The following is a 21,511-nucleotide window of genomic DNA, read 5'->3' on the forward strand; positions in this document are numbered from 1 at the left end:
TATTTATGTTTTATAAATAAATAATAATCAATGCTTATTCCGAATTTATCAAACTAATAATAAATACAGTTTGAGCGCTTAAAATTCGTTCTGTTTTTCTGTTTATTAAGGGTTAAATTTAAACAAAACAGATATTTGAAGAATAATGATTATTTAGTAGGAAATGTTGATGCAAATACATGATGTTGATTTAAGGTTATTGCGAATTTTCGTTGCGATTGTCGAGTGTGGTGGGCTTTCAGCCGCTGAGTCTAGGCTAAATATTGGCCGCTCTACTATAAGTTCACATTTATCAGATTTAGAAGTTCGCTTAGGGCTCACACTCTGTAAACGTGGTCGTAGTGGGTTTGAGCTTACCGAGCCGGGTAGGGTGACATACCAAGCTTCTTTAGAACTTCTACAACAATGTGAAGCCTTTGCAAATATGATTGCTAGTTCAAAAGATGAATTGTCTGGACGAGTCAGTATTGCCGTCATAGATACGATGGTGAGTGATCCTCGTTGTGGTTTATCCCGCACAATCTCTGCATTACGTAAGAAGAGTAAAAGTATACAGTTTGATATTAATGTATGTGAAGCTAGAGAAGTTGAAACGTCAGTCATAAATGGCCGCTCAATCGTTGGTTTAGGGGTAAGTCGTCACCATATTCGTGGCCTCGATTATCACGCATTGCATAATGAAAATAATTTTTTATATTGTGGACAGGGTCATCCTTTATTTGATTGCGAAGAAAATAAAATCAATAAGTTGCTGAAAGGCGCTGAGGTGATTTCATCCAATTATATGCGCGACAAAGAAGTTCGTAATGATGGGTTAAACTACCAAAATACAGCAACAGCGTATCACGATGAAGGTATCGTACATTTAATTTTATCTGGAGAGTTTATAGGTTACTTACCAGAGCATTATGCAAGTTATTGGTTAAATAAGGGGCAGCTTAAAGTGATAAAACCTGAAAAGTATGCCTATCAAATACCGGTCTCGTTGATTATATCAAAAAAGAATCAAACCAATCCATTGGCAAAAGCACTGATAGAAGAATTAAAACGCTCACATTTGAAATAGTCATAATGTAATTAAGCACATTCTAATAACCTGATTATACTTATTTAGACAATAACAATAGAGACCGTTAGTGACTTTCATAAGTATTAAACACTCGTTTAAAGCAGCATTACATAGTCGACTTTTACTCTCTCTAAGAGAAGCTTTTATTGCGCTCATTCCTTATTTTGTGAGTAGTGCATTAGCTATTTTACTTCTCAATAGTGCAATAAAGCTCAATGTTGTGACGCCTTCTGATGATCTTTATAAAGTGGTACTAGATGGCGCTTCTCTTGTGCTCGTGCTATTTCCTGTGATTGTTGCTATTTCTATTGGCTTCTTTATCAGTAAAAATTATGGTCAAAGTGGCATAGTAGGGGCTATGCTGGCATTGCTATGCTTTTCTCTGCATGGGCAATATATATTATTTCATGGTGATGTTTTTCAATTAAACCCAACAGGCTCAACACCATATGCTGTTATTGTGCCCTGTTTAAGTAGCTTGATCTTAAAGTTTTTTGTAAAAGCACAACCGAATTTCGATAAATATTTTCATCATGTTAGTAATTTTTTGGGTGAAAAATTACTGATTATTTTGCCATTTACGCTGACATTCTTTAGTTTTTATTTTTTTATGCCATTTCTTAATGGTATCGGAAATAGTCTTGCTGCATTAATTACCCCAGATATTTCAACAACCAGTATTGCAGCACTCACTTTTCAGAGAATGGTCATTACTCATGGCTTTTGGTTTTTCGGTATTCATGGTGATAATACTTTTAGCATGATGTTTGATGCTGACTATTTACTTCAGCCAATCATTCAAAATTTACCTGCGAAAACGTTTTACGATACATTTGTTTTGATAGGTGGAACAGGTTGTTTTGCCGGGCTTATTATTGCTGCGATGTTTTTAAAAACGGGCTCTCATGAAAAAAATATCGCAAAGTTATCAATTCCGCTAACCGCATTTAATTTTTGTGAAATTATTTTATTTGCCTTACCTATTTTCTTAAATCCGATCATGTTGGTGCCGTTTATTTTGGCTCCAATGATCAACTTTTTTATATCATATTTTTTTATTGCCGAAGGTTATGTTGTGGTGAGCAATGTGACAGTAAGTTGGATGACACCCACTTTAATCAATGGTTACTTAGTCTCTGATGGCTTCTCGGGGGTTGCATTACAACTCTTATTATTACTGTTGAATGCATTACTGTACTTTCCTTTTCTAAGATGGCACAGCCAGCAAGTGAATTTTGATAAAGCAATAAGCAAATTAAGCGATCAACTTAATATCTCTGAACAGCTAAGAAACAAAGGAGAGGCAGGTTTTATCGCACATCAACACGATATTGATGAATCAAATAAAGCGTTAAAAAAAGCATTAACTGATATTAGCGAAGGGCAACTTAAACTGTTTTATCAACCTCAGGTTTGCCAATTAACGAATTCAATTTGTGGTTTTGAAGCACTACTTAGGCTAAAACAGAAGTCGGGTAAGCTTGTAGGGCCCTATTTCTTAGATACATTAGTTAAACATGATGAAACAGAAATAATAGATAACTGGGTTATAGAGCAAGCAAAGCGTGATTTGGAATATTTTAAACACAAAAATATAAAGCCTATAATTAGTATCAACGTGGATCCTAAAGTTATGAGCAATGACGAAGTGATTGCTTATATCTGTGAGTGCTTTAAGGGCTTTCCAAATCAACTTAAGATTGAAATAGTAGAATCCAGCTATTTGCTAGATAAAAATAAAGTCTTAAACAACATTGAGAAACTAAAAGCGTCAAATATCCAAACAGTCATAGATGACTTTGGGACAGGTTACTCTAGTCTGTCAATGCTTAGTGATTTACCTTTAGACTTTATTAAACTTGATAAATCTCTATTAGATAAAGCTGAAAAAGAGAAAGGTAAAGTTTTTTATCAGCATATTGTAGAGCTACTTCACAAAATGGATAAAACATTAGTTGCTGAGGGAGTAGAAAACGACATGCAACTGAAATTTGTAAATCAACTTGGTATTGCTGTAGTGCAAGGCTGGGTGTATCAAAAAGCAATTCCTAAACATGAAATAGCAGATTATTTAAATAAGTTTAGAAATAAGATAGGTAGCTAAAATAATATCTGTGTAATCTGAGTATAAAAAAACGCGATAAGTAAACTTATCGCGTTTTTAATAAAAATGCGTTTATAAATTAAGCATCAACAACTTTTACTGGCACCGCTTGCTCAGAACCAAACTTAGTTGTTAGTTCTTCTTCAGCAGGAGTAAATGCTGTTAGGTCGATGCCCTCAACTGCCGCAGAATATTCTTCGATAGTTGGGAAGCGCCCTAGTACGGTTGAAAGCACTACTAGTGGTGTTGAACCAAGTAGAGATTCACCTTTCTTCTCAGCTGTATCAGCTACAACACGGCCTTGGAAAAGACGCGTTGATGTTGCGATTACAGTGTCACCAGGTTCAGCTTTTTCTTGGTTACCCATACAAAGGTTACAACCAGGGCGTTCTAGATAAAGGATGTTTTCGTACTTAGTACGTGCAGCCGTTTTCGGTTGTTCATCGTCAAACTGGAAGCCAGCGTACTTAGCTAGGATATCCCAATCGCCTTCAGCTTTAAGCTCATCAACGATGTTGTATGTTGGTGGAGCTACAACTAGCGGAGCTTTGAATTCGATAGAACCATTTAGTTTTTCAAGGTTACGTAGCATCTGAGCGATGATTTGCATGTCACCTTTGTGAACCATACAAGAACCAACGAAACCTAGGTCTACAGGCTTGTCATTGTAGAATGAAACAGGGCGAATAACGTCGTGCGTGTAACGCTTAGATACGTCTTCGTTGTTTACATCTGGGTCAGCAATCATTGGCTCAACGATTTCGTCAAGGTCAACAACAACTTCAGCGTAGTACTTAGCGTTGTCATCTGGTGCTAGGGCTGGTTGCTCGCCAGATTGAACACCTGCAATACGCTCGTCAGCTAGGTCGATAAGGCCTTGTAGCGTCTTAGCTTCGTTTTCCATACCCTTGTTGATCATAATCTGGATACGGCTCTTAGCTAGCTCGATAGACTTAACAAGTGTTTCATTGTTTGAAATACAGATAGACGCTTTCGCTTTCATTTCTGCAGTCCAGTCAGTGAATGTGAACGCTTGGTCAGCCATTAGTGTACCAATGTGAACTTCGATGATACGACCTTGGAACACATTCTCACCGCCAAATTGCTTAAGCATTTGCGCTTGAGTTGCGTGAACAACGTCACGGAAGTCCATGTGCTTAGCCATATTGCCTTTGAAAGTTACTTTCACAGACTCTGGAATTGGCATTGCAGACTCACCCGTTGCTAGTGCTAGTGCAACAGTACCTGAGTCAGCACCAAACGCCACACCTTTAGACATACGCGTGTGCGAGTCACCACCGATGATGATTGCACGGTCGTCAACAGTAATATCGTTAAGTACTTTGTGGATTACGTCAGTCATTGAGTGATAAACACCCTTAGGGTCACGTGCAGTGATAAGACCAAACTTGTTCATGAATGCCATTAGCTTAGGAATGTTTGCTTGCGCTTTTTTATCCCATACTGAAGCCGTGTGACAACCTGATTGGTATGCACCGTCAACAAGAGGTGAAATCGTTGAAGCAGCCATCGCTTCAAGTTCCTGACAAGTCATAGGACCTGTTGTATCTTGAGAACCAACGATGTTTACTTTAACACGTACGTTAGAACCTGCGTGTAGTGGCGTTTCAGACTGAACACCTACTGCGTTACGGTTAAAGATTTTCTCAACAGCTGTTAGACCTTGGCCTTCATGTGAGATTTCTTTAGATGGTGCGTATACTGCAGGTGCTGCAACACCTAGTGTTTCAGCTGCTAGTGTTTGAAGTTTCTTACCGAATACAACCGCGTAAGAACCACCCGCTTTCATGAATTCAACTTTTTGTGGTGTGAACGCAGATGAGATGTCTGCTAGCTCTTCTTCGCCGTTGAATAGCTTTTTAGCTTTAGTATCGATAGTAAGCACAGTACCCGTTGCTACTGAGTATGCTTCTTCTAATACTGGGTCGCCGTTTTCATCAGTCACTGTGTTACCATCAGCGTCTACTTTCTTAACCCAGTTTTTAAGGTCAAGGCCGATACCACCGGTTACATCAACCGTAGTAAGGAAGATAGGTGCAATACCGTTAGTACCCGCAACAACAGGTGCAATGTTTATGAATGGAACATATGGGCTTGCTTGCTCACCTGCCCAAAGTGCTACGTTGTTCACACCAGACATACGTGAAGAACCTACACCCATGGTACCTTTCTCTGCGATAAGCATCACTTTCGCGTTAGGGTGCTTTTCTTTAAGAGCAACAATTTCTTGCTGTGCTTCAGGGGTGATCATACATTGGCCGTGTAGTTCACGGTCAGCACGTGAGTGCGCTTGGTGACCAGGAGAAAGTAAATCTGTTGAGATATCACCTTCACCAGCAATGTAAGTTACAACTTCAATTTTTTCTGCAACGTCAGGCAACTTAGTGAAGAACTCAGCTTTTGCGTAGCTTTCTAAGATGTCTTTAGCAACGGCATTGCCAGCTTTGAATGCGTCTTGTAGACGAGTTGTATCTGCATCGTATAAGAAAACTTGTGTTTTAAGTACGTCAGCAGCTTTTGAGGCGGTTGCAGAATCTTCACCTAAAGCAAGGTCTAGTAGAGCAGCGATTGATGGACCACCTTTCATGTGTGAAAGAAGTTCAAATGCAAAATCAGCTGTGATTTCAGCTACAGACTCTTCACCAAGAATGATCTCTTTTAAAAATTGTGCCTTAACACCTGCTGCAGATGTAGTACCTGGCAATGTGTTGTAGATGAAGAAGTTTAAAGAATCTTCACGATGCTCATTTGTTGTATCTTTAATTTGAGCAATGATTTCAGACAGAAGCTCTGCGTTGTCGATTGGTTTTGGGCTAAGTCCAAGTTCCGCTTTACGCGTTTGGATCTCTTCCATGTATTCTGTATACAAACTCATAGAAAACTCTCGGTGTTTTTTTACTTGATACGAAGTGAGCAACTTAGTGCTAAATTAAATTGCCCAACGAAAATGCTCATTAAAGCCGACTCATATTATAGCTGACTTTATGTATGATATTTTGAATCTATCAATTACTTGCATTGCGATTCTATCGCAAATACATAATAATTTACATCAATACCAAAAATAGTTGCTATTAATATAATTGATGTCAAAGCGCGCCATCAGGCTCAAATCCATCTTCACCGCTGATCTGCTCAGGTATACCGCAAATGGCTCTTGATGTTTGCATACCAGCCATTACTGCGGCTTCAACACACCCAGCATTCACACCAGTTTTGATCCAGTCTCCCGTGATGAATAAATTGCTGAAAATAGTGCCATCGGTTTCTAATCTAAATTGGCTACTATTTGTGACAGATAACACATAACGTTCTGAGGGGTCGACGTTTACGCGCCAATATTGTTCATCAAAACGTGATTCCCCCGGTAGATTACTTGCAGAGTAAAGAATGTCCCAATTAAATTGATCACCGTGATAGGCTTCAGGCCATAATGGTTGCATTTCTCTATTCAATTTCTCTAGCGCGTTTTGTTTTACAATGGCTTTTTGTTGAGCAGGGAAGTCATGTGTATCTTTACTTGGGTAATCATCACACGTAAAGGCACTACAAAAATAAGCGAGATTTTTGGGATGATTGTTCAGTGGCCAATCTTCTTTGTCTAATAAGTTAGACATAGCAGCCCAGGTATCAAAAGGCTGTGAAAAACTACTGAGAATAGGACGCTCTTGGCTTTCAGGAATGTAGTTAAAACCAAGCTGCTCATCCGTTTTATTCATCCACAACTGAAATGCTTGGGTAGCGACAGCTTTGACTTCAGTTGCTTGTTGTCTAAATTTGCGGTCTAGTGCGATTAATTCTGGACATAAGTGAGCAATAGAGGCGACTGAAATACCAAAAATCACTTTGTCGAAATCTTGCCCTTGCTTCAGAGTCTTGGTTGGTAAAGCGTGTCCAAATTTTGCCTCATAAACTTCAGGCCAATCACTCCAAAACGATTCCAAATTAATATTTTTGTCTTGTAATAAATCAGCTTGCGCATCTTCAATTTGATCATAAAGCGGGTAGGAGGGCCAGCAAGGTAAGCCTTTCACATCTACAAGTGGATCATAGCTATTTGACTTCAATGAGACCTGTTCAGTCATCACAATCTCACTAATGAGATTATCAGTTTGGCTATTAGTTGCGGGCTTTAAAGCTTCAACCTGGTGGAAAAATTCAAATTTTACACCGCGGTGTTTTAGTAATTCGTAAATAGGTGAAAATATTACATCACCCATGCCTGCTTGCATTTTCCACATAACGCCACCGTGGTAACAGAGCATAAGTCTGAGCATGGCTAAACTTGCAACGCCAGCTTCAACATCTCCTTTACTAAAATCACCATCGACATAACCGAATACTAAATCGTAAAAACCAATAACAGGCGCTGATTCAACACTGTACTTTTCGTTCGCGCCATTCTTTTTGAGCCAATCTTTAAAATCGATATTGTTAATTGCTCCAAAGCCTTTAGAGAAAACTTTATCTTTTATTAGTCCTGTCGCCATTGCGATGGCTAAATCAGCGCAGATATAAGCGCGTCTAATCGTTGGATTATCATCGAGTAATTCAATGGCCTCACTATTTAACCAGCGTTTCAATTTACGAACTATGTACCAAACAACAAGTCTGTCTTTTGGGTTTTGTAAATTTTTATCATTCGATCTGAGGGATAAAAGGTGTTTGAGCTGGGTGGCAAGGATCTTAGGCGAAGACCAAATTTCTTTCAGTTCATCATGCGCGGAGTCAAAAAAATCACTCACTTCGTCTTCAATGTCATCGAAGGCATCAGTTATTTCTGTAGCCAAGTGTCTTAACAAGTTTCTATCTCTAGGCTTTTTGGTTTGTAACTTAGTTACCTTGTTTGCCTGTTCAATTTCGTCTTCTAATGAGTCTATGAATTTATGAAGCCATGCAATAAGTACTTCGAGCAATTGCCAAAAATGCAGATCGAGAGTGCCATCAGCTGGGTTCCCCTCAATTGTTGGAAAGTCTACTGGCCAAGTTTGCCACTCATTTTCAATGAACTCTTGTAACACCACAAAGCTATGCGGCTTAAATGCTTCTTGCCAGGTACTCAAGGGCATATTGTCAGGTCTGTTCAATTGGTTATATACAGTTTCAATAGCACGAAATGAATTAACATAAGCACCAAACCAAACATGTAGACCATGCTCTTCAATTCTTTGTCCTAAATAAGAGTTTCTACCACTGGCGCCTTTACCGCCTAAACGCCAACCTAGCTGGTAAACTGTAATGTCATATTTATCTTGCCAGTTTTCATCTTCTGTTAAGTAAACAGCTGATGTCATTGCGGCAACGCCGCCACCTAAAACAACGATTTTTTCCTTAGCCATAGTCAGCTCCTTTAGCTGTTACTTGAAACTATTTCATAAGCACCATCCTGGTCAAAATCCATACATACATAATAGGGAAGTAGGGCTTTTTGCTGCCCAATTTTAATGCCAAACATCTGATCAAACGGGAAAGCATCGAGTTTATTGATGTTGACGTGATACTCGTCTTTGAGCATCGCTATCTTATGGACTTTTCTCACCGTTGAAGGTGAGTGAACCACTGCACTGTATACCGCATTATGGGCAAACCCGTCAGGTATTTGTTTAAACAGAATTTGATCCATTTGCGGGTTTTTAATCCCACTCATAAATTGCTTTATAAGTTCAGCGCTTATTTGGACCTCCTCAATACTCGCATGGATAAGTTCGGCCACTTCTTGACCAACTTCTATGATCTCTTCAAATAGCGAATCACCGTCAGAGAAACGTTTAATGGTGAGCAATTCGTGCCAGTCCATTTTGGTAGTGGGGTTAAACGGCTGAAAGGTTTCTAGGCTTAAAGTAAAGTTGTCAGCTTGTTTATAGTCACTTGGCATAGAGTAGCGGCACAAATACTTGTTATAACCCCAAGTTTCGCGACCATTCACTAAGGCGTTAATATTATTTACGGTGATAAACGCCGGATACCAATAAATATGTAAAGCTTTCTTTGTGCTCTTATCTACCTTAGCAATAGGCAACCAAACAATAATATCTGTTTCTTGCATCCAACCGTATTGACTAAAGGGTTCAACTTTTGAAGCGATGTCTTCAATATCAGTAAAAGTAAGTAAACAATATTGAGAGAGTGGCTTAAAATACACCTCATTTGTTGAAACTGAATTTAGCGTTGAATCGACAAAATTGGTGATCGTGTCGTATTTACCTTCAATAAAAAAACCGTACATTCTTGCATTGAGCATTCGACAGGGTGGCTTTGCAATAGGGTTTCCTAAAAAGTGCTGGTAACTTCCAGAGTTATTCTCTGACATAGCAATTTCCTTCTTCGATAGCGTGATTGCTCTATCTGTTTTAGCAGAGGAAATTTGAATTATCGAGTAAATGATAAGAAATAGCAGAGCGCTAACTCTACTATTTATAAATTAAGCCGCTGATGTATCGGCTTTCTTATTTTTAGCCATTTTTTTAGCTCTCTTGATTGCAAACTTTTTTGATGCTTTCTTTTGGGCAATTTTCATGACTTTGGCATCTTTTAGCTGTTTTGTTGCATGCTTCAGTTTCTTTGAGGCTTTCTCGGCTGCACTTTCTGCTTCTTTGGCTTGTTTTACTGCCAATTCAGCCTTTTGAGAAGCGTGTCTTGCAATCGCCGTTGTCCGCTCAACTTCAAGTTGACTATTTTTGATTATCTTTTCTAGTTTTGTCAGCCTATCTTCAAAATCCAGATCAATATCTACTGTTAATTCTTCCATTTTGGCTCCTTATTTATGTTCAAAAGAGCTAGGCTCACCAACAATCAATGGGTCTACTTGATTAACCACGTCTTCGTCTTTACCAGGGTAGTCTAAACAGCTCAAAAAGTGTCTCATACAGTTAATACGGCCACGTTTTTTGTCGTCAGAGCGGATCTGTGTCCATGGTGCATCTTTGGTATGAGTGTGAAACATCATGGCATCTTTCGCTTCGCTGTAATTATGCCATTTTGAAAGCGAGGCCATATCAACTGGACTGAGCTTCCATTGCTTTAATGGGTCGTTTTGGCGAGACTTAAAGCGTCTAAATTGTTCTTCACGACTAACAGAGAACCAATATTTAAATAATTTAATACCGCTATTGACCAGCATACGTTCGAGATCGGGTGTTTGGCGCATAAATTCGAGATATTCATTATCGTCACAAAAGCCCATGACTTTTTCTACACCAGCACGGTTATACCAAGAGCGGTCGAATAGAATGATTTCACCTTTTGTTGGTAAATGCTGAATATAACGTTGAAAATACCACTGATTACGCTCTCTGGCATTGGGTTTTTCTAGGGCGATGACGTGCGCGCCACGGGGGTTGAGGTGTTCCATAAAACGCTTAATTGTGCCGCCTTTACCTGCTGCATCTCGGCCTTCAAATAAAATCACAATACGTTGATTGGTTTGCTTGACCCAACCTTGCATTTTTAAAAGCTCAATTTGTAATTCGTGTTTATGCCTTTCGTAATCAACAACATCCATCTTAGATGAATAGGGGTACTTACCATCAGCGTTCCACTTCATTGGTGGGTTTTTAGCATGTAGATCAAATACAAGCTCATCACCTGAATTATTGACCGAATTGGGTCGAACCGGCTCAACATTGTTTGATTGCATAAGCACTCCTTAGATTAAGTAAGGGTAAAAGGTAAGGGGATATTTTAACTATAATCGCTTTGTTTAGATAAGCATTGATCTGAATCTAAAGAATGGAGATTCACCTCTAAAAGAGGGTTGCGTTTCACGAGCACATCGATTTTGTTATTCTCCAAGTGCTTTAAGTGAGATCAGACGAAAAAGAAAGTTTTCAATAAATATAGACATAAAAAAAGTAACGCCTGATTATAATCATCAGGCGTTACTTTAATAGACATAGGCTATTGATTAATATTTATTACTTCAATGCATTAATACGTTGCTCAAGTGGTGGGTGAGAAGCAAACATATCAGCAATACTCTTACCTGAAGCAATACCAAAAGCCATCATAGAGCCCTCAAGCTGTGATTCATGGTTGGTACGCAGGCGCTCAAGTGCTGCTCGCATTTTATGTGCACCAACTAATTGCGCAGCACCGCTGTCAGCAGCGAATTCTCGCTTACGGCTAAAGTAGGCAACGACAACCGACGCTAAAATGCCGAAAATCACTTGGAAGATCATATCAAAGATGAAATAAGTCCAACTGCCACCACTGTTTTCACCTTCTTCATCACTGTTTAAGAAGTTATCAACGATGCCTGCAAGTACTTTAGAGATGAAGATAACAAAGGTATTTACAACGCCCTGGATCAAAGTCAGGGTTACCATGTCACCATTTGCAACGTGAGAAACCTCATGTGCCAGGACGGCTTCAGCTTCGTCACGAGTCATGTTGTGCATGAGCCCTGTGCTTACAGCAACAAGACTATTATTCTTACTCGGGCCAGTTGCGAACGCATTCATTTCTTGGCTGTCGTAAATTGCCACTTCTGGCATTTTAATTCCTACTTGCTCCGCTTGACGTGAAACCGTTGTCATTAACCAATGTTCAGTTTCATTTCTTGGTTGCTCAATGACATAAGCACCAGTCGATTTCTTGGCCATCCATTTCGACATAAATAGTGAAATAAACGCGCCACCAAAACCAAACACAGTTGATATCATTAAAATACCACCTAGGCTTCGGTTGCTAATACCAAAGACACTCATTAGGATGGATAAGACAACACCTAAAACGATCATCACCGCTAGGTTTGTAATCAAAAACAACACGACTCGTTTCATAAGACCCCTCAAAAATAAAGCCAATCAGTAATTTGTGCGATTATTTGTTTAAAAGTTCAATATTCATCAATATATGGGCGAAATGTTTCGTTTAAATAGTTTCAAACAAAAATTTGGATTTGTTGATAATTAAATACGTTAATTTTGTGGTTTGGGTTTGAAATAGTGCTGCGTTGAAGCAGCTAGGATCAAATCCTAGCTGCTTGTGGTGAGGTGAAGGGTAGTTACAGTCGTTTCATAAGTTGATTTACTTTTGCGATAACAGGCCAAGCTGATGACTCATAATTACCCAACACAACTAAGATATAGCCTTTTTCTTGATACATATTTAAACGAGCGGTCATACCGAGGTGCTGACCGTTATGACCAATAATGGTATTTTCTTCGTCGCCTCTTATTGAAAAGCCATACCCCCAGTTATTTGCATTAAGCTCTGGTTTTGCACTTAGTGCTTGTTGAGCGAGGGATTTGCTTATTAATTTGCCATTTTGCATTGCAATCGCAAATTTATGGAGATCTGACACTGTAGAGTAGCCCCCGCCAGCAGGGCCACCTTTTACAGATTGAAACATTAAATTCTCGGTGATTTGGCCGGTTTCTACTGAAAACCAATAGTTCCTTGCCGTGTTCTTGACGGGGACGTCTAAGTCAAAACTACCGCTATTGCGCATGTCTGCTTTGGCATAAACGTGTTTGTTAATGAAGTCGAAATAACTTTCACCGCTCACATTTTCGATGATTTTCCCAAGCAGCATCATACCGTTATTGCTGTACCTCCATCTTGAACCTGGTTCAAAGGTTGTATCGATGGAAGCAAGTAGGGGGGTTATATCTTTTAATGATCGGACTTTATTTTGAATTGCATTAAAGCCTTCTCCATTTCCAATACCCGATGTATGACTCAGCAAATGTTTAATTTTAATTTTTGAAAAATCTCCCTCACCTAAAAGGTTTGGGTCAATATACTTTGTCATTGGGTCATCTAGTGACATTTTACCTTGTTCAACTAGCTGCAAAATAGCAGTACTGGTAAACATCTTATTCATCGAACCAATTTGGAATTTCGTATTTAAATTATTAGGCACATCGTAACGTCTTGAAGCTAATCCGTGTGCAGCAGAGAAGAGCACTTTGTCACCTTTAGCGAGTAAAATAGCGCCAGAAAACGCGCCGTTATTCGCCAATCTGGTACTGTAGCTTTTTACTTCTTCGACAAATCTATCATCCGATAATTTAGAAAGATGAGAGGTGTCTTTTGGGTTTTCCCCAATATACCAACCTGTTATAGCGCGCTGTTGCTCATTATTGAAATAGATTACCATGCGGTATTGCATATCAATGTTTTTAGAATAAAGCGTACTAATATGTTGTAAGCCGTTGTCTGTTGTTTCCAATTTAGAATCTAAGACTTCTAAATTGCCAAGGTAAAGTGCTTTGTTCATTGAGTAGCCAACATATCTGTCTTTGCCCGTACCTTCCCAACGTGAAAGCGCATCTTTTGAGAAATGAGAAACAACAAAGTTTTCTATGTTAGACAGGTTTTGACTATTCAGTGCGGTTAAAAAAGTATCAGCCACTTTATTGTGATTAAGGGTTTTTTCAGCAGCAACTGAGGCGCTGCTAACAACTGCTAATAGAGAAAGTGCAATAAAAGTTCGATTCATGTTGTATTCCTTTTGTATTTAATTGATTAATATGGCTGTCTGCCTTGGTGACTGTTTTACTTTTTTATTTGCAAGCAGGCGATGATGAAGCCATTAAGAACAGATTAAAAAAGGCTTAAGGAAAATATAACTCATAATTACAAAGAGATAAGATTGGATTCGTCATATAAAAATTTACCAGAAAAAATTTCTATCAATGAATTTAGAGTTGATTTTGGAACCGGACAGATTTCGACAGATACAAAAATAGAAGTAATAGAGCCAAAAGTAATGGATTTACTAAGGGTACTTTGTGGTGCACCTAAACAGGTTCATAGCGCTGAAGTTCTATTTGAAAAAGTTTGGCCCAAATCTATTTACAGCCCCAACTCAGTTAGAAGAAATATAGCTTTGCTGAGACAAGCATTATCTGATGAAGATAAAACGCTAATTAAAACCCACCCAAAAAGAGGATACAGTTTAGAAGCGTCAATAAACTTGCTTGATAGTACGAATGAAAAAGCACAGCAGCAAGGCTCAAGTTTAGATACTGAAAAGTCTGCATTACTCAAGATAAAGTCATCGCACTTAGCTTTGATTTTCTTAATCGTATGTATTGTTTCGGTTTCTAGTGTGGTTTTATTCAATGCTCAAAAGTCAGAAATTAAGCTTTCTAATCTGAGTCCGATAACGTCTAGTAATGAGAAAGAGCGTTATATGCAGGTTAGTCCGGATGGTCGATATATGGCTTATATTCAAAGCGGACCTAGTCAACGCAGACTATTATTGAAAGACCTTGTAACGCAAAAGGAGTGGCCTTTAAGTCAAAAGGGTAAAGCTTATACATATCTTGCATGGGACATGCATTTAAATAGTATTGTTTATTCCTCAAAAGAACAAAATAGCATCTCTTTTAATCGTATTTTACTGGATGCACAAAGAAAGCCAGTTTCGGAGCAAATATTATTTCAGCGCCAAGATATCACTTGGAATAGTGTGTTTTTTATTGATGAGAAACAGAACCTTTATTATCTAGCTAATAAAAACAGTTCTGAGCACAGCCGCAATGCAAGTTTGTATCGCCATAACCTTGCAACAGGTTTATCTGAAGCACTTCTTGAGCCAAATGATGAATTTAAGCCTTATAAAATTGCATTATCACCAACTCAAAACGACTTAGCATTAATTGGCTTTAATCATTCAGGTATTTCAGAGATTAAAATATTAAACTTTAATTCTAAAAAGATAAGTTTAGTTGGTGAGATTGATCATAATTGGCATTTCTTGACTTGGTTTGAAGATGAGCGCGCTATTTTGCTTAGTAATGGTAGCCAACTTAATAAAATAGACTTAAATGGTAAACTCAGCCCATTGAATTATAAGAGTTTTAATTTTCTTGTTTATCCACAAATCGTGAAAGATATCTTGTACTTTGTAGAAGCAAAAACTGACCAAGACATTTTGCTAGCACAATTAAACAAGTCAGCAAAACCGGTCACGATTATAGATTCCAATACAGTTGATATGTTTCCTGCAATTTCTAATGACAAAAAGACAATTGCTTATGTCTCTCTTAGAAATGGTTTGCCGCAATTGTTTATAAAAGATTTGCAGAGCAAACAGAACCGCTTAATATTTGAAAATGAAGATAAAGAATATGCCCTGAGTGAACCTATTTGGGATAGAACCAATAAACGATTAGTAAGTAGTATTAATAATAAACCCTTTATTGTTCATCTCGAAGAGACTCATCAAAGAATAGAATGGTTAGAAAGTGTTATTGGAGTACCAAAAGCATGGTATCAAGAAACAGATGCCATTTTGTTTGTAGATAAAAGAACCCATAATGATGAACTTATTCGTCTTAAAGTATCGACACGCCAGGTAAAGCCCTTAAACTTTGTACTTGGCAAACAAAAAGTGTTCTTAAATAACGCAGACAGTTTGATTGTCTTCAATGGTGAAAAGGTTGCGGATGCTCAGTCAGGTTTAAACCTACTTACTGATATTGAAACAATACAAGAAGTGTACCCTCAAAATAATGGGTTTTATTTTACGACAAGTGATAAAATCAAAACGGATTTGCATTTTTATCAATATGAAAGCAGAGAAGTTATCAAAGTTAAAAGACAGTACGGCACCTTTGATCTGATCTGTTCAAATCACTGTGACCAAATTCTTTCTATATCCGGTGACATTGTCTTGCTTAAGGAGCGAGAGGGTTTTGCTGATATTCTAAAGGTACAACTCTCTACTGAATAGGTCTTTTGATGTTAAAACCTCATCTGTAGTATGTAAGTAAATTCATATAATGAAAGTAAAATCAAAGTAATTTGGTTCTACTTTCATTTTTACAGGATGAGACATGGTTTTCTTTTATTAGGTCTTCAAGCGTGCTTGCAGAGTTATAACCTTGGGTATAAAAGGTCAGCTTTCCGTATTTATTAAAAACTAAAGCCATTGGAACTGGAGGTTTACCTCCTAGAGCCTTAACTATTTCAGGGTGACTAACAAACGCCGGAAAATGATTCCGCTTCTTTCTTAAAGCGCGCTTCAAATCTCTGTTATTACCATTGATCCCCAACATTATACTTCTGACTTCGGGGCATTGAGTCTTGAGCAATTTTAAAGCCTTGTGTTGTTTTTCGCACCAACTACAGTTTGGCATAAAAAAAGAAGCAATGATGGGTTGGTTTTTAAATTGAGATAATGTTTCTTGCTTACCGTATGCTGCGTCATTCAGACGCAGCATAGCCAGTTCATAAAACTCAAATGCATGAGCTTTATGAACAAAAATGAGTAAAAACAGTACAGTGGCTGTTTTAAAATTCATAGGTTAAACCAGCGTATACCATTCTTCCACGAAGTGGGCCGTGAATGTAAACAACATCGTAGCCTCCTTCGGCGTCAAACATAAGCGGGCTGCCCATATCCTCTGCTTGGTTATAATCAAATAAATTACTGGCACCAAAATATAATGTGAATGTTTCAGACATTGCTTTTGATACTTTCATGTCTACAGTGATGTAACTTTCAGCCGTAGTTGGTTTTGCAAGCTGCGCTTGTGTGTCGTTAAAACCCTCATAGCCGTACTCAGTGAGATCTCTACTCGCTACCCAGGTTGCACTTGAGATAATCTCCCAACCTTTAAAGTGTAGGTCAGAACTAATAGTCGCTCTTTTCTCTATGGGTGCAATACCGAATGATGCTTTAAATGTATCGTCATAGTGATATTGCTCTGCAATTGCGTAAATAGTCAGATCATCATTTACCTGATAATTAGCAGAGATATCTATTGCAGTGACAGCCGCTGTTTCTGCTAGCTGAGTAAGAAGCGGCGTACCTTCTTCATTCTCAGAGAGTGTTGCTAGATGATCGACTTTTGAATGTGCTGCAGAGGCAGTAACAGTCAATGTTTCTTTTTCGTAGCTCAATGAATAAGTAGCTGATTTTGAGCGCTCAGGCTGATTCACTTCGACCAAGAAACCTTTACCAGAATCTAAAATTCCGTGATCGCTTTCAAAGAATGAGAGGGGAGCACGGTACCCTTGACCAAATGATAAGCGTGAAGTTAATGTTTCGTTATGGAAATAACGCATATCAACACGCGGAGAAATAATGGTTTTGTCAATTTCAACACCTGGCTTGCTAGGGTCAACAAAATCAGCCTTTATTTGATCAAGGCGGATGGCGGCCGAAGCTTCAAAATATTCGTTTGGTAACCAAGTATCTTGAATGTATAAACCTGTTGTATCGTAGTCAAAACTATCAGAGACATAGTTTTCAGTCCCTTCAAGCGCAGCAGAAGCCGAGCGCATTTCTTCTTTGCGCTGATCGATACCAAAGGTTAATAAATGCTTGTCGTTTAAGTCATAATTAAAGCGAATTGACGTATAGAACATTGTATCTTCAGCATAATAATCTGTGCTTTCATAAAATGAGTCTTGCGTATGATCGACATAGGCAAGGCTTGAGGTTACATTTAATCGAGAAGAAACCTCATGTAGCCAGCTAATGCTTGCTTCTTCACGATCTGTCTTTACCCATTCAGCGGTTTCCCATGCATTACCAACATAGCGATTTCTTACATCATTACCTTCAAATAGGCTGTCAGCTTCGCCAAGGTTGACACTCGCTAAAGTTGCAGAAACGCTGGTTGCTGTATCTCCTAATACTGGACCGCCAAATACCTCAGATTGAGTTTGATTTAAACGAACTCGGATATTATTTGAATAGTCTATATCATGAGACAAACTCAAAGTTAGAGATTGATTTGTTAGGGCTGGGTTTTCACTAACGCCATTTTTGTCGCCATCGAATTGGTCTTTATTGTCGTATTGCCCAATCAAAATAGCTTTAGTGCGACCATCTTCACTAATACCCGTTGCCATGCCAGACACGAGTCGATAGCCATTACTGCCAGCGGCAATGTCTAGTTCTACCTTTTCTTCACTCGGATCACTGGTTACTAGATTTACAGTACCACCAATTGCCTCTGGTGTAGTAAGAGAAGCACCAGCACCTCGAGCAATTTCAATGCGACCGATACCCGCAGCTGCAACAGAATCCATACCATAGAATCCAGAGATCATGGTGTGCATAGGTATGCCGTCAACAAGTACGTTGGTATGCTCACCTTTGAGGCCATTAATCATGATACGTTTTGCACCACACATAGCGCATTCATTTGAAACACGAATACCAATGGCATTTTTAATCGCATCAGCCAAGCTCGATGATTGTGTATTTTTAATATAATCTTCTGATAATAGTTCAGTTTTAGAAATATCATCTTTTAAAGCGCCAGACTCTATCAGGCGAGACCTTACACCTTTAACTTCTATTTTTTCTACTTCTTGTTGTTCAGAAATTGGTGCTGATGCTGTAGACGCTAAAACAGCTAGCGTTGGAAATAGTAATGCCATTAATTATGGATCCTTGACGAGATTAGATTGAAAAACTTCCATTATGTTATATTGTAACATTATTGTTTTCACCTATAAAAAGTAAAAATATGTAACTAATTTCTCAAATGATATTAGTTATCAATTGTATTTGTTGAGTCTATCGTGCTAATTGCAAAATGCAATGAAGTATATTCATTTGGGGATTACATTTTGTGATATACGTATGAAGCGAAACAAATTATTTGAGATGTTAATTTAAGGAATTGAAATGCAGTCAAAAATCACACTTCCAGTGACACTTTTTTTAGCAAGTACATTTAGCATTGAAATCTCAGCTAAAACAGATGATAAGTCACTGTGGCAATATGAAGACGTATTTAATATTGAGTATGCAGCGTCACCTAAAACGAGCCCTGATAACAGTATGATTATATATGAACGCCGTGCAATGGATATCATGAGCGATGGGATCAGAACTAACTTATGGTCACTCGATATAAAAGATGGGTCTCATAGACCTTTTTTATCAGGTAAGTCTCAATATAGATCTTTAGAATTTTCTCCTGATGGTAAACGTGTTGCATATGTCAGTAACTCTGAAGGAGATAACCAGCTTTATGTAAAGTGGTTAGACACAGGTGATATAGCTAGAGTGTCAGAGGTTCAAAGTGGTATTAGCAATATTAGCTGGTCCCCAAATGGACAGTGGATTGCTTTTTCAATGTTTAAAAAAATGCCCTCCAAAGGTATTTTCAATGAGATGCCAAAGCAGCCAAAAGGTGCAAAATGGGCTGGTACAGCAACTTATATTGAGCAGAAACGCTATAGAGGCGATGGTGTAGGCATATTACCAAAGGGTAATAGACATATATTTGTTGTGCCTTAAGAAGGTGGCACAGTACGACAAATATCAAAGGGTCAATATAATCACGGAGGCATGTTAAGCTGGACACCTGACAGTAAAAATATCCTTTTCTCAGCTGATAGGCATGAAGATTGGCAATCTAGGTCGAGAGAGTCTGATATTTATCGAATCAACATCGACACCGGTGAGACAGTTAATATCACATCTAAACCAGGACCGGAGACACGTCCTTTAATAAGCCCTAACGGCAAGCACGTTGCGTTTCTCGGCTTTAATGATAAAAAAATGTCGAGTCAAAATTACGATATATTCATCATGAATATAGATGGTACAAGGCAAAAAAATTTAACAAAATCTTTAGATAGGCCAATTAACTCTCCAAAGTGGGATAGTAAAGGTAAAGGAGTCTACTTTAGTTACGATGACCATGGTCAGAAATATATTGGTTATGTGTCAGTTAAAGGAAAAATAAAGACTAAATTGGCACAATTAGGAGGTCAATCTTTAGGGCGGCCTTACACATCAGGTGAGTTCGCTGTAACTAATGATAATCAGCTTGTTTTTACACAAGCTAATACAAATAGACCCGCTGACCTTGCATTGCTTTCTAAACGTGGAAAAGTTACAAAACTCACGAATTTAAACGAGGATTTGCTGGGTCACAAAAAAACAGCCAACTTTAAAGCTTTAACGGTTAAATCGTCTGTTGACGGACGTGAAATACAAGCTTGGTATGCGTTACCGCCTCATTTCGACAGCAGTAAAAAGTATCCGCTAATACTAGAGATACATGGTGGCCCTCATACTGCATACGGTCCAAACTTTAGTACCGAGGTGCAATTAATGGCAGCTAAAGGGTATGTGGTTGTGTGGTCAAATCCAAGAGGAAGTACTTCATACGGTGAAGACTTCGCTAACTTAATTCACCATAAATATCCATCTGAAGATCATAATGACTTAATGGATGTTGTTGATGGCATGGTTCGAAAAGAGTTTATTGATAAAAATAACTTGTTCGTAACGGGTGGTTCTGGTGGTGGTGTTTTAACAGCATGGATGATAGGAAATACAGACAGATTCAAAGCTGCGGTTGTCGCTAAGCCTGTCATTAATTGGTTGAGTTTTGCTTTGACAGCTGATGCATATCCTTACTTTGCAGAGTATTGGATGCCAGGCATGCCTTGGGAGCAGGCAGATCATTTATGGAAACATTCACCTCTATCGTTAGTAGGGAATGTGAATACGCCAACCATGTTGTTGACGGGTGAAGTTGATTATAGGACGCCTATGAGTGAAACCGAGCAGTATTATCAAGCGCTTCAGCTTCGAGGAGTTGAATCAGCAATGGTAAGAATACCAAAAGCATCCCATGGTATCGCTGCCAGACCAAGTAACTTAATTCAAAAGGTCGGCAATATTCTTGCTTGGTTTGAGAGATATAAAACAGATGGTGAGTAAGAGACCGTTTATTTAATATGGATAATAAAAAAGCCAGCATAGCTGGCTTTTTTATTAAGGTCATTATACTTATTAGTACTGAGCTTTTGGCGGAAAGTTCTTTAAAATTTCAGCTATTGTTTTATTAATTGCTTCAGTGCGTTGCTCTGGTGTTTGTTTTTTACGTAAACGACCTTCTTTTGCACCACGCCAAACCAGTTGGTTTGATTTCGCATCTACAATATCAACAACTAGCGTGCCGACATCATACTCACGTGTTGTGGTTTGAGTTTGGTAACCCCATCCCCAGTAATTCCAACGAGCAGAGTAGGTAGTTTGCATCGTATCTGATTCAAGTTTTTGATCGACAGACGCATGATAGTTTACTAATACATCGGCATTTTTAGCATCAACAAACTTGAAGCCTTGTGCAACTAAATTGTCAACAATGGCTTTGCGTATGCGTTTTTCCATTAAGTCATTAATTTGATAGTCACTACCGTGATTTTTAATATCGGCATGTTCTGACCATGCAAATGTTTTGTAGTTAGCAAACTTAACAGAGGTATCATAATCCCAATCTGGTGTGCTACCACAAGCCGCAACGAGCGTGAGCAATACTGCAATAAATAAATGCTTTAACATAGCGTTCTCCTAATTTTGGGTTCCATCCCAGTTGATAATG

At 38.5% G+C, this 21,511-nt stretch carries 15 protein-coding genes; 5 read left to right on the forward strand and 10 right to left on the reverse strand.

Annotation, left to right across the window (positions count from 1 at the left end):
- The first annotated feature begins 169 nt into the window (after window positions 1–169).
- Both CWB72_RS01900 and CWB72_RS01905 read left to right on the forward strand, forming a co-directional pair.
- Window positions 170–1,066 carry a LysR family transcriptional regulator gene (locus tag CWB72_RS01900; RefSeq protein ID WP_138628824.1) on the forward strand — a complete coding sequence of 299 codons (897 nt, stop codon included), beginning with the start codon at window positions 170–172 and terminating at the stop codon, window positions 1,064–1,066.
- Window positions 1,067–1,136: 70 nt separating this feature from the next.
- Window positions 1,137–3,173 (forward strand): EAL domain-containing protein, encoded by a 2,037-nt coding sequence (locus tag CWB72_RS01905; protein ID WP_138628826.1) that lies wholly within the window; start codon window positions 1,137–1,139, stop codon window positions 3,171–3,173.
- 79 nt (window positions 3,174–3,252) lie between these two features.
- On the opposite strand, the gene CWB72_RS01910 is transcribed toward CWB72_RS01905, so the two are convergent.
- The 7 genes from CWB72_RS01910 to CWB72_RS01940 form a co-directional block, all read right to left on the reverse strand.
- Window positions 3,253–6,069 (reverse strand): bifunctional aconitate hydratase 2/2-methylisocitrate dehydratase, encoded by a 2,817-nt coding sequence (locus CWB72_RS01910; protein ID WP_138628828.1) that lies wholly within the window; start codon window positions 6,067–6,069, stop codon window positions 3,253–3,255.
- Window positions 6,070–6,283: 214 nt separating this feature from the next.
- The gene (locus tag CWB72_RS01915) at window positions 6,284–8,533 is read right to left on the reverse strand and encodes an NAD(P)-binding protein (RefSeq protein WP_138628830.1); all 2,250 of its coding nucleotides are present in this window, start codon (window positions 8,531–8,533) and stop codon (window positions 6,284–6,286) included.
- A gap of 11 nt (window positions 8,534–8,544) precedes the next feature.
- Window positions 8,545–9,504 carry an acetoacetate decarboxylase gene (locus CWB72_RS01920; RefSeq protein ID WP_138628832.1) on the reverse strand — a complete coding sequence of 320 codons (960 nt, stop codon included), beginning with the start codon at window positions 9,502–9,504 and terminating at the stop codon, window positions 8,545–8,547.
- Window positions 9,505–9,615: 111 nt separating this feature from the next.
- Entirely contained in the window at window positions 9,616–9,942 is a 327-nt protein-coding gene (locus CWB72_RS01925) for a hypothetical protein (RefSeq protein ID WP_138628834.1), read from the reverse strand.
- 9 nt (window positions 9,943–9,951) lie between these two features.
- A complete protein-coding gene (ppk2, locus tag CWB72_RS01930) occupies window positions 9,952–10,830 on the reverse strand; it encodes a polyphosphate kinase 2 (protein ID WP_138628836.1) in 879 nt (292 codons plus the stop codon).
- 277 nt (window positions 10,831–11,107) lie between these two features.
- Entirely contained in the window at window positions 11,108–11,974 is an 867-nt protein-coding gene (htpX, locus tag CWB72_RS01935) for a protease HtpX (protein ID WP_138628838.1), read from the reverse strand.
- Window positions 11,975–12,198: 224 nt separating this feature from the next.
- Entirely contained in the window at window positions 12,199–13,638 is a 1,440-nt protein-coding gene (locus tag CWB72_RS01940; protein ID WP_138628840.1) for a serine hydrolase domain-containing protein, read from the reverse strand.
- 153 nt (window positions 13,639–13,791) lie between these two features.
- On the opposite strand from CWB72_RS01940, the gene CWB72_RS01945 reads away from it, so the two are divergent.
- Window positions 13,792–15,879 (forward strand): winged helix-turn-helix domain-containing protein, encoded by a 2,088-nt coding sequence (locus tag CWB72_RS01945; protein WP_138628842.1) that lies wholly within the window; start codon window positions 13,792–13,794, stop codon window positions 15,877–15,879.
- 61 nt (window positions 15,880–15,940) lie between these two features.
- On the opposite strand, the gene CWB72_RS01950 is transcribed toward CWB72_RS01945, so the two are convergent.
- Together CWB72_RS01950 and CWB72_RS01955 are read right to left on the reverse strand one after the other, a co-directional pair.
- Window positions 15,941–16,450, reverse strand: coding sequence for a peroxiredoxin family protein (locus tag CWB72_RS01950; protein ID WP_138628844.1), 510 nt, complete (start codon window positions 16,448–16,450; stop codon window positions 15,941–15,943).
- Window positions 16,440–18,542, reverse strand: coding sequence for a TonB-dependent receptor plug domain-containing protein (locus CWB72_RS01955; RefSeq protein WP_138628845.1), 2,103 nt, complete (start codon window positions 18,540–18,542; stop codon window positions 16,440–16,442). The genes CWB72_RS01950 and CWB72_RS01955 overlap by 11 nt, the downstream gene beginning before the upstream one ends.
- Window positions 18,543–18,792: 250 nt before the next feature.
- Between CWB72_RS01955 and CWB72_RS20820 the strand changes: the two genes are divergently transcribed.
- Both CWB72_RS20820 and CWB72_RS01960 read left to right on the forward strand, forming a co-directional pair.
- Entirely contained in the window at window positions 18,793–19,410 is a 618-nt protein-coding gene (locus CWB72_RS20820; protein ID WP_252371473.1) for a TolB family protein, read from the forward strand.
- Between the two features lie 51 nt (window positions 19,411–19,461).
- Complete coding sequence (locus tag CWB72_RS01960; protein WP_252371474.1) at window positions 19,462–20,847, forward strand: S9 family peptidase; 1,386 nt, start codon at window positions 19,462–19,464, stop codon at window positions 20,845–20,847.
- Window positions 20,848–20,919: 72 nt separating this feature from the next.
- Here CWB72_RS01960 and CWB72_RS01965 read toward each other — a convergent pair whose 3' ends face one another.
- Window positions 20,920–21,471: a DUF4136 domain-containing protein gene (locus tag CWB72_RS01965; protein WP_138628847.1), complete on the reverse strand. Its 552-nt coding sequence runs from the start codon at window positions 21,469–21,471 to the stop codon at window positions 20,920–20,922.
- Window positions 21,472–21,511 lie beyond the last annotated feature (40 nt).

The organism is Pseudoalteromonas phenolica (assembly GCF_005886345.1).
Lineage (GTDB): Bacteria > Pseudomonadota > Gammaproteobacteria > Enterobacterales > Alteromonadaceae > Pseudoalteromonas > Pseudoalteromonas phenolica_A.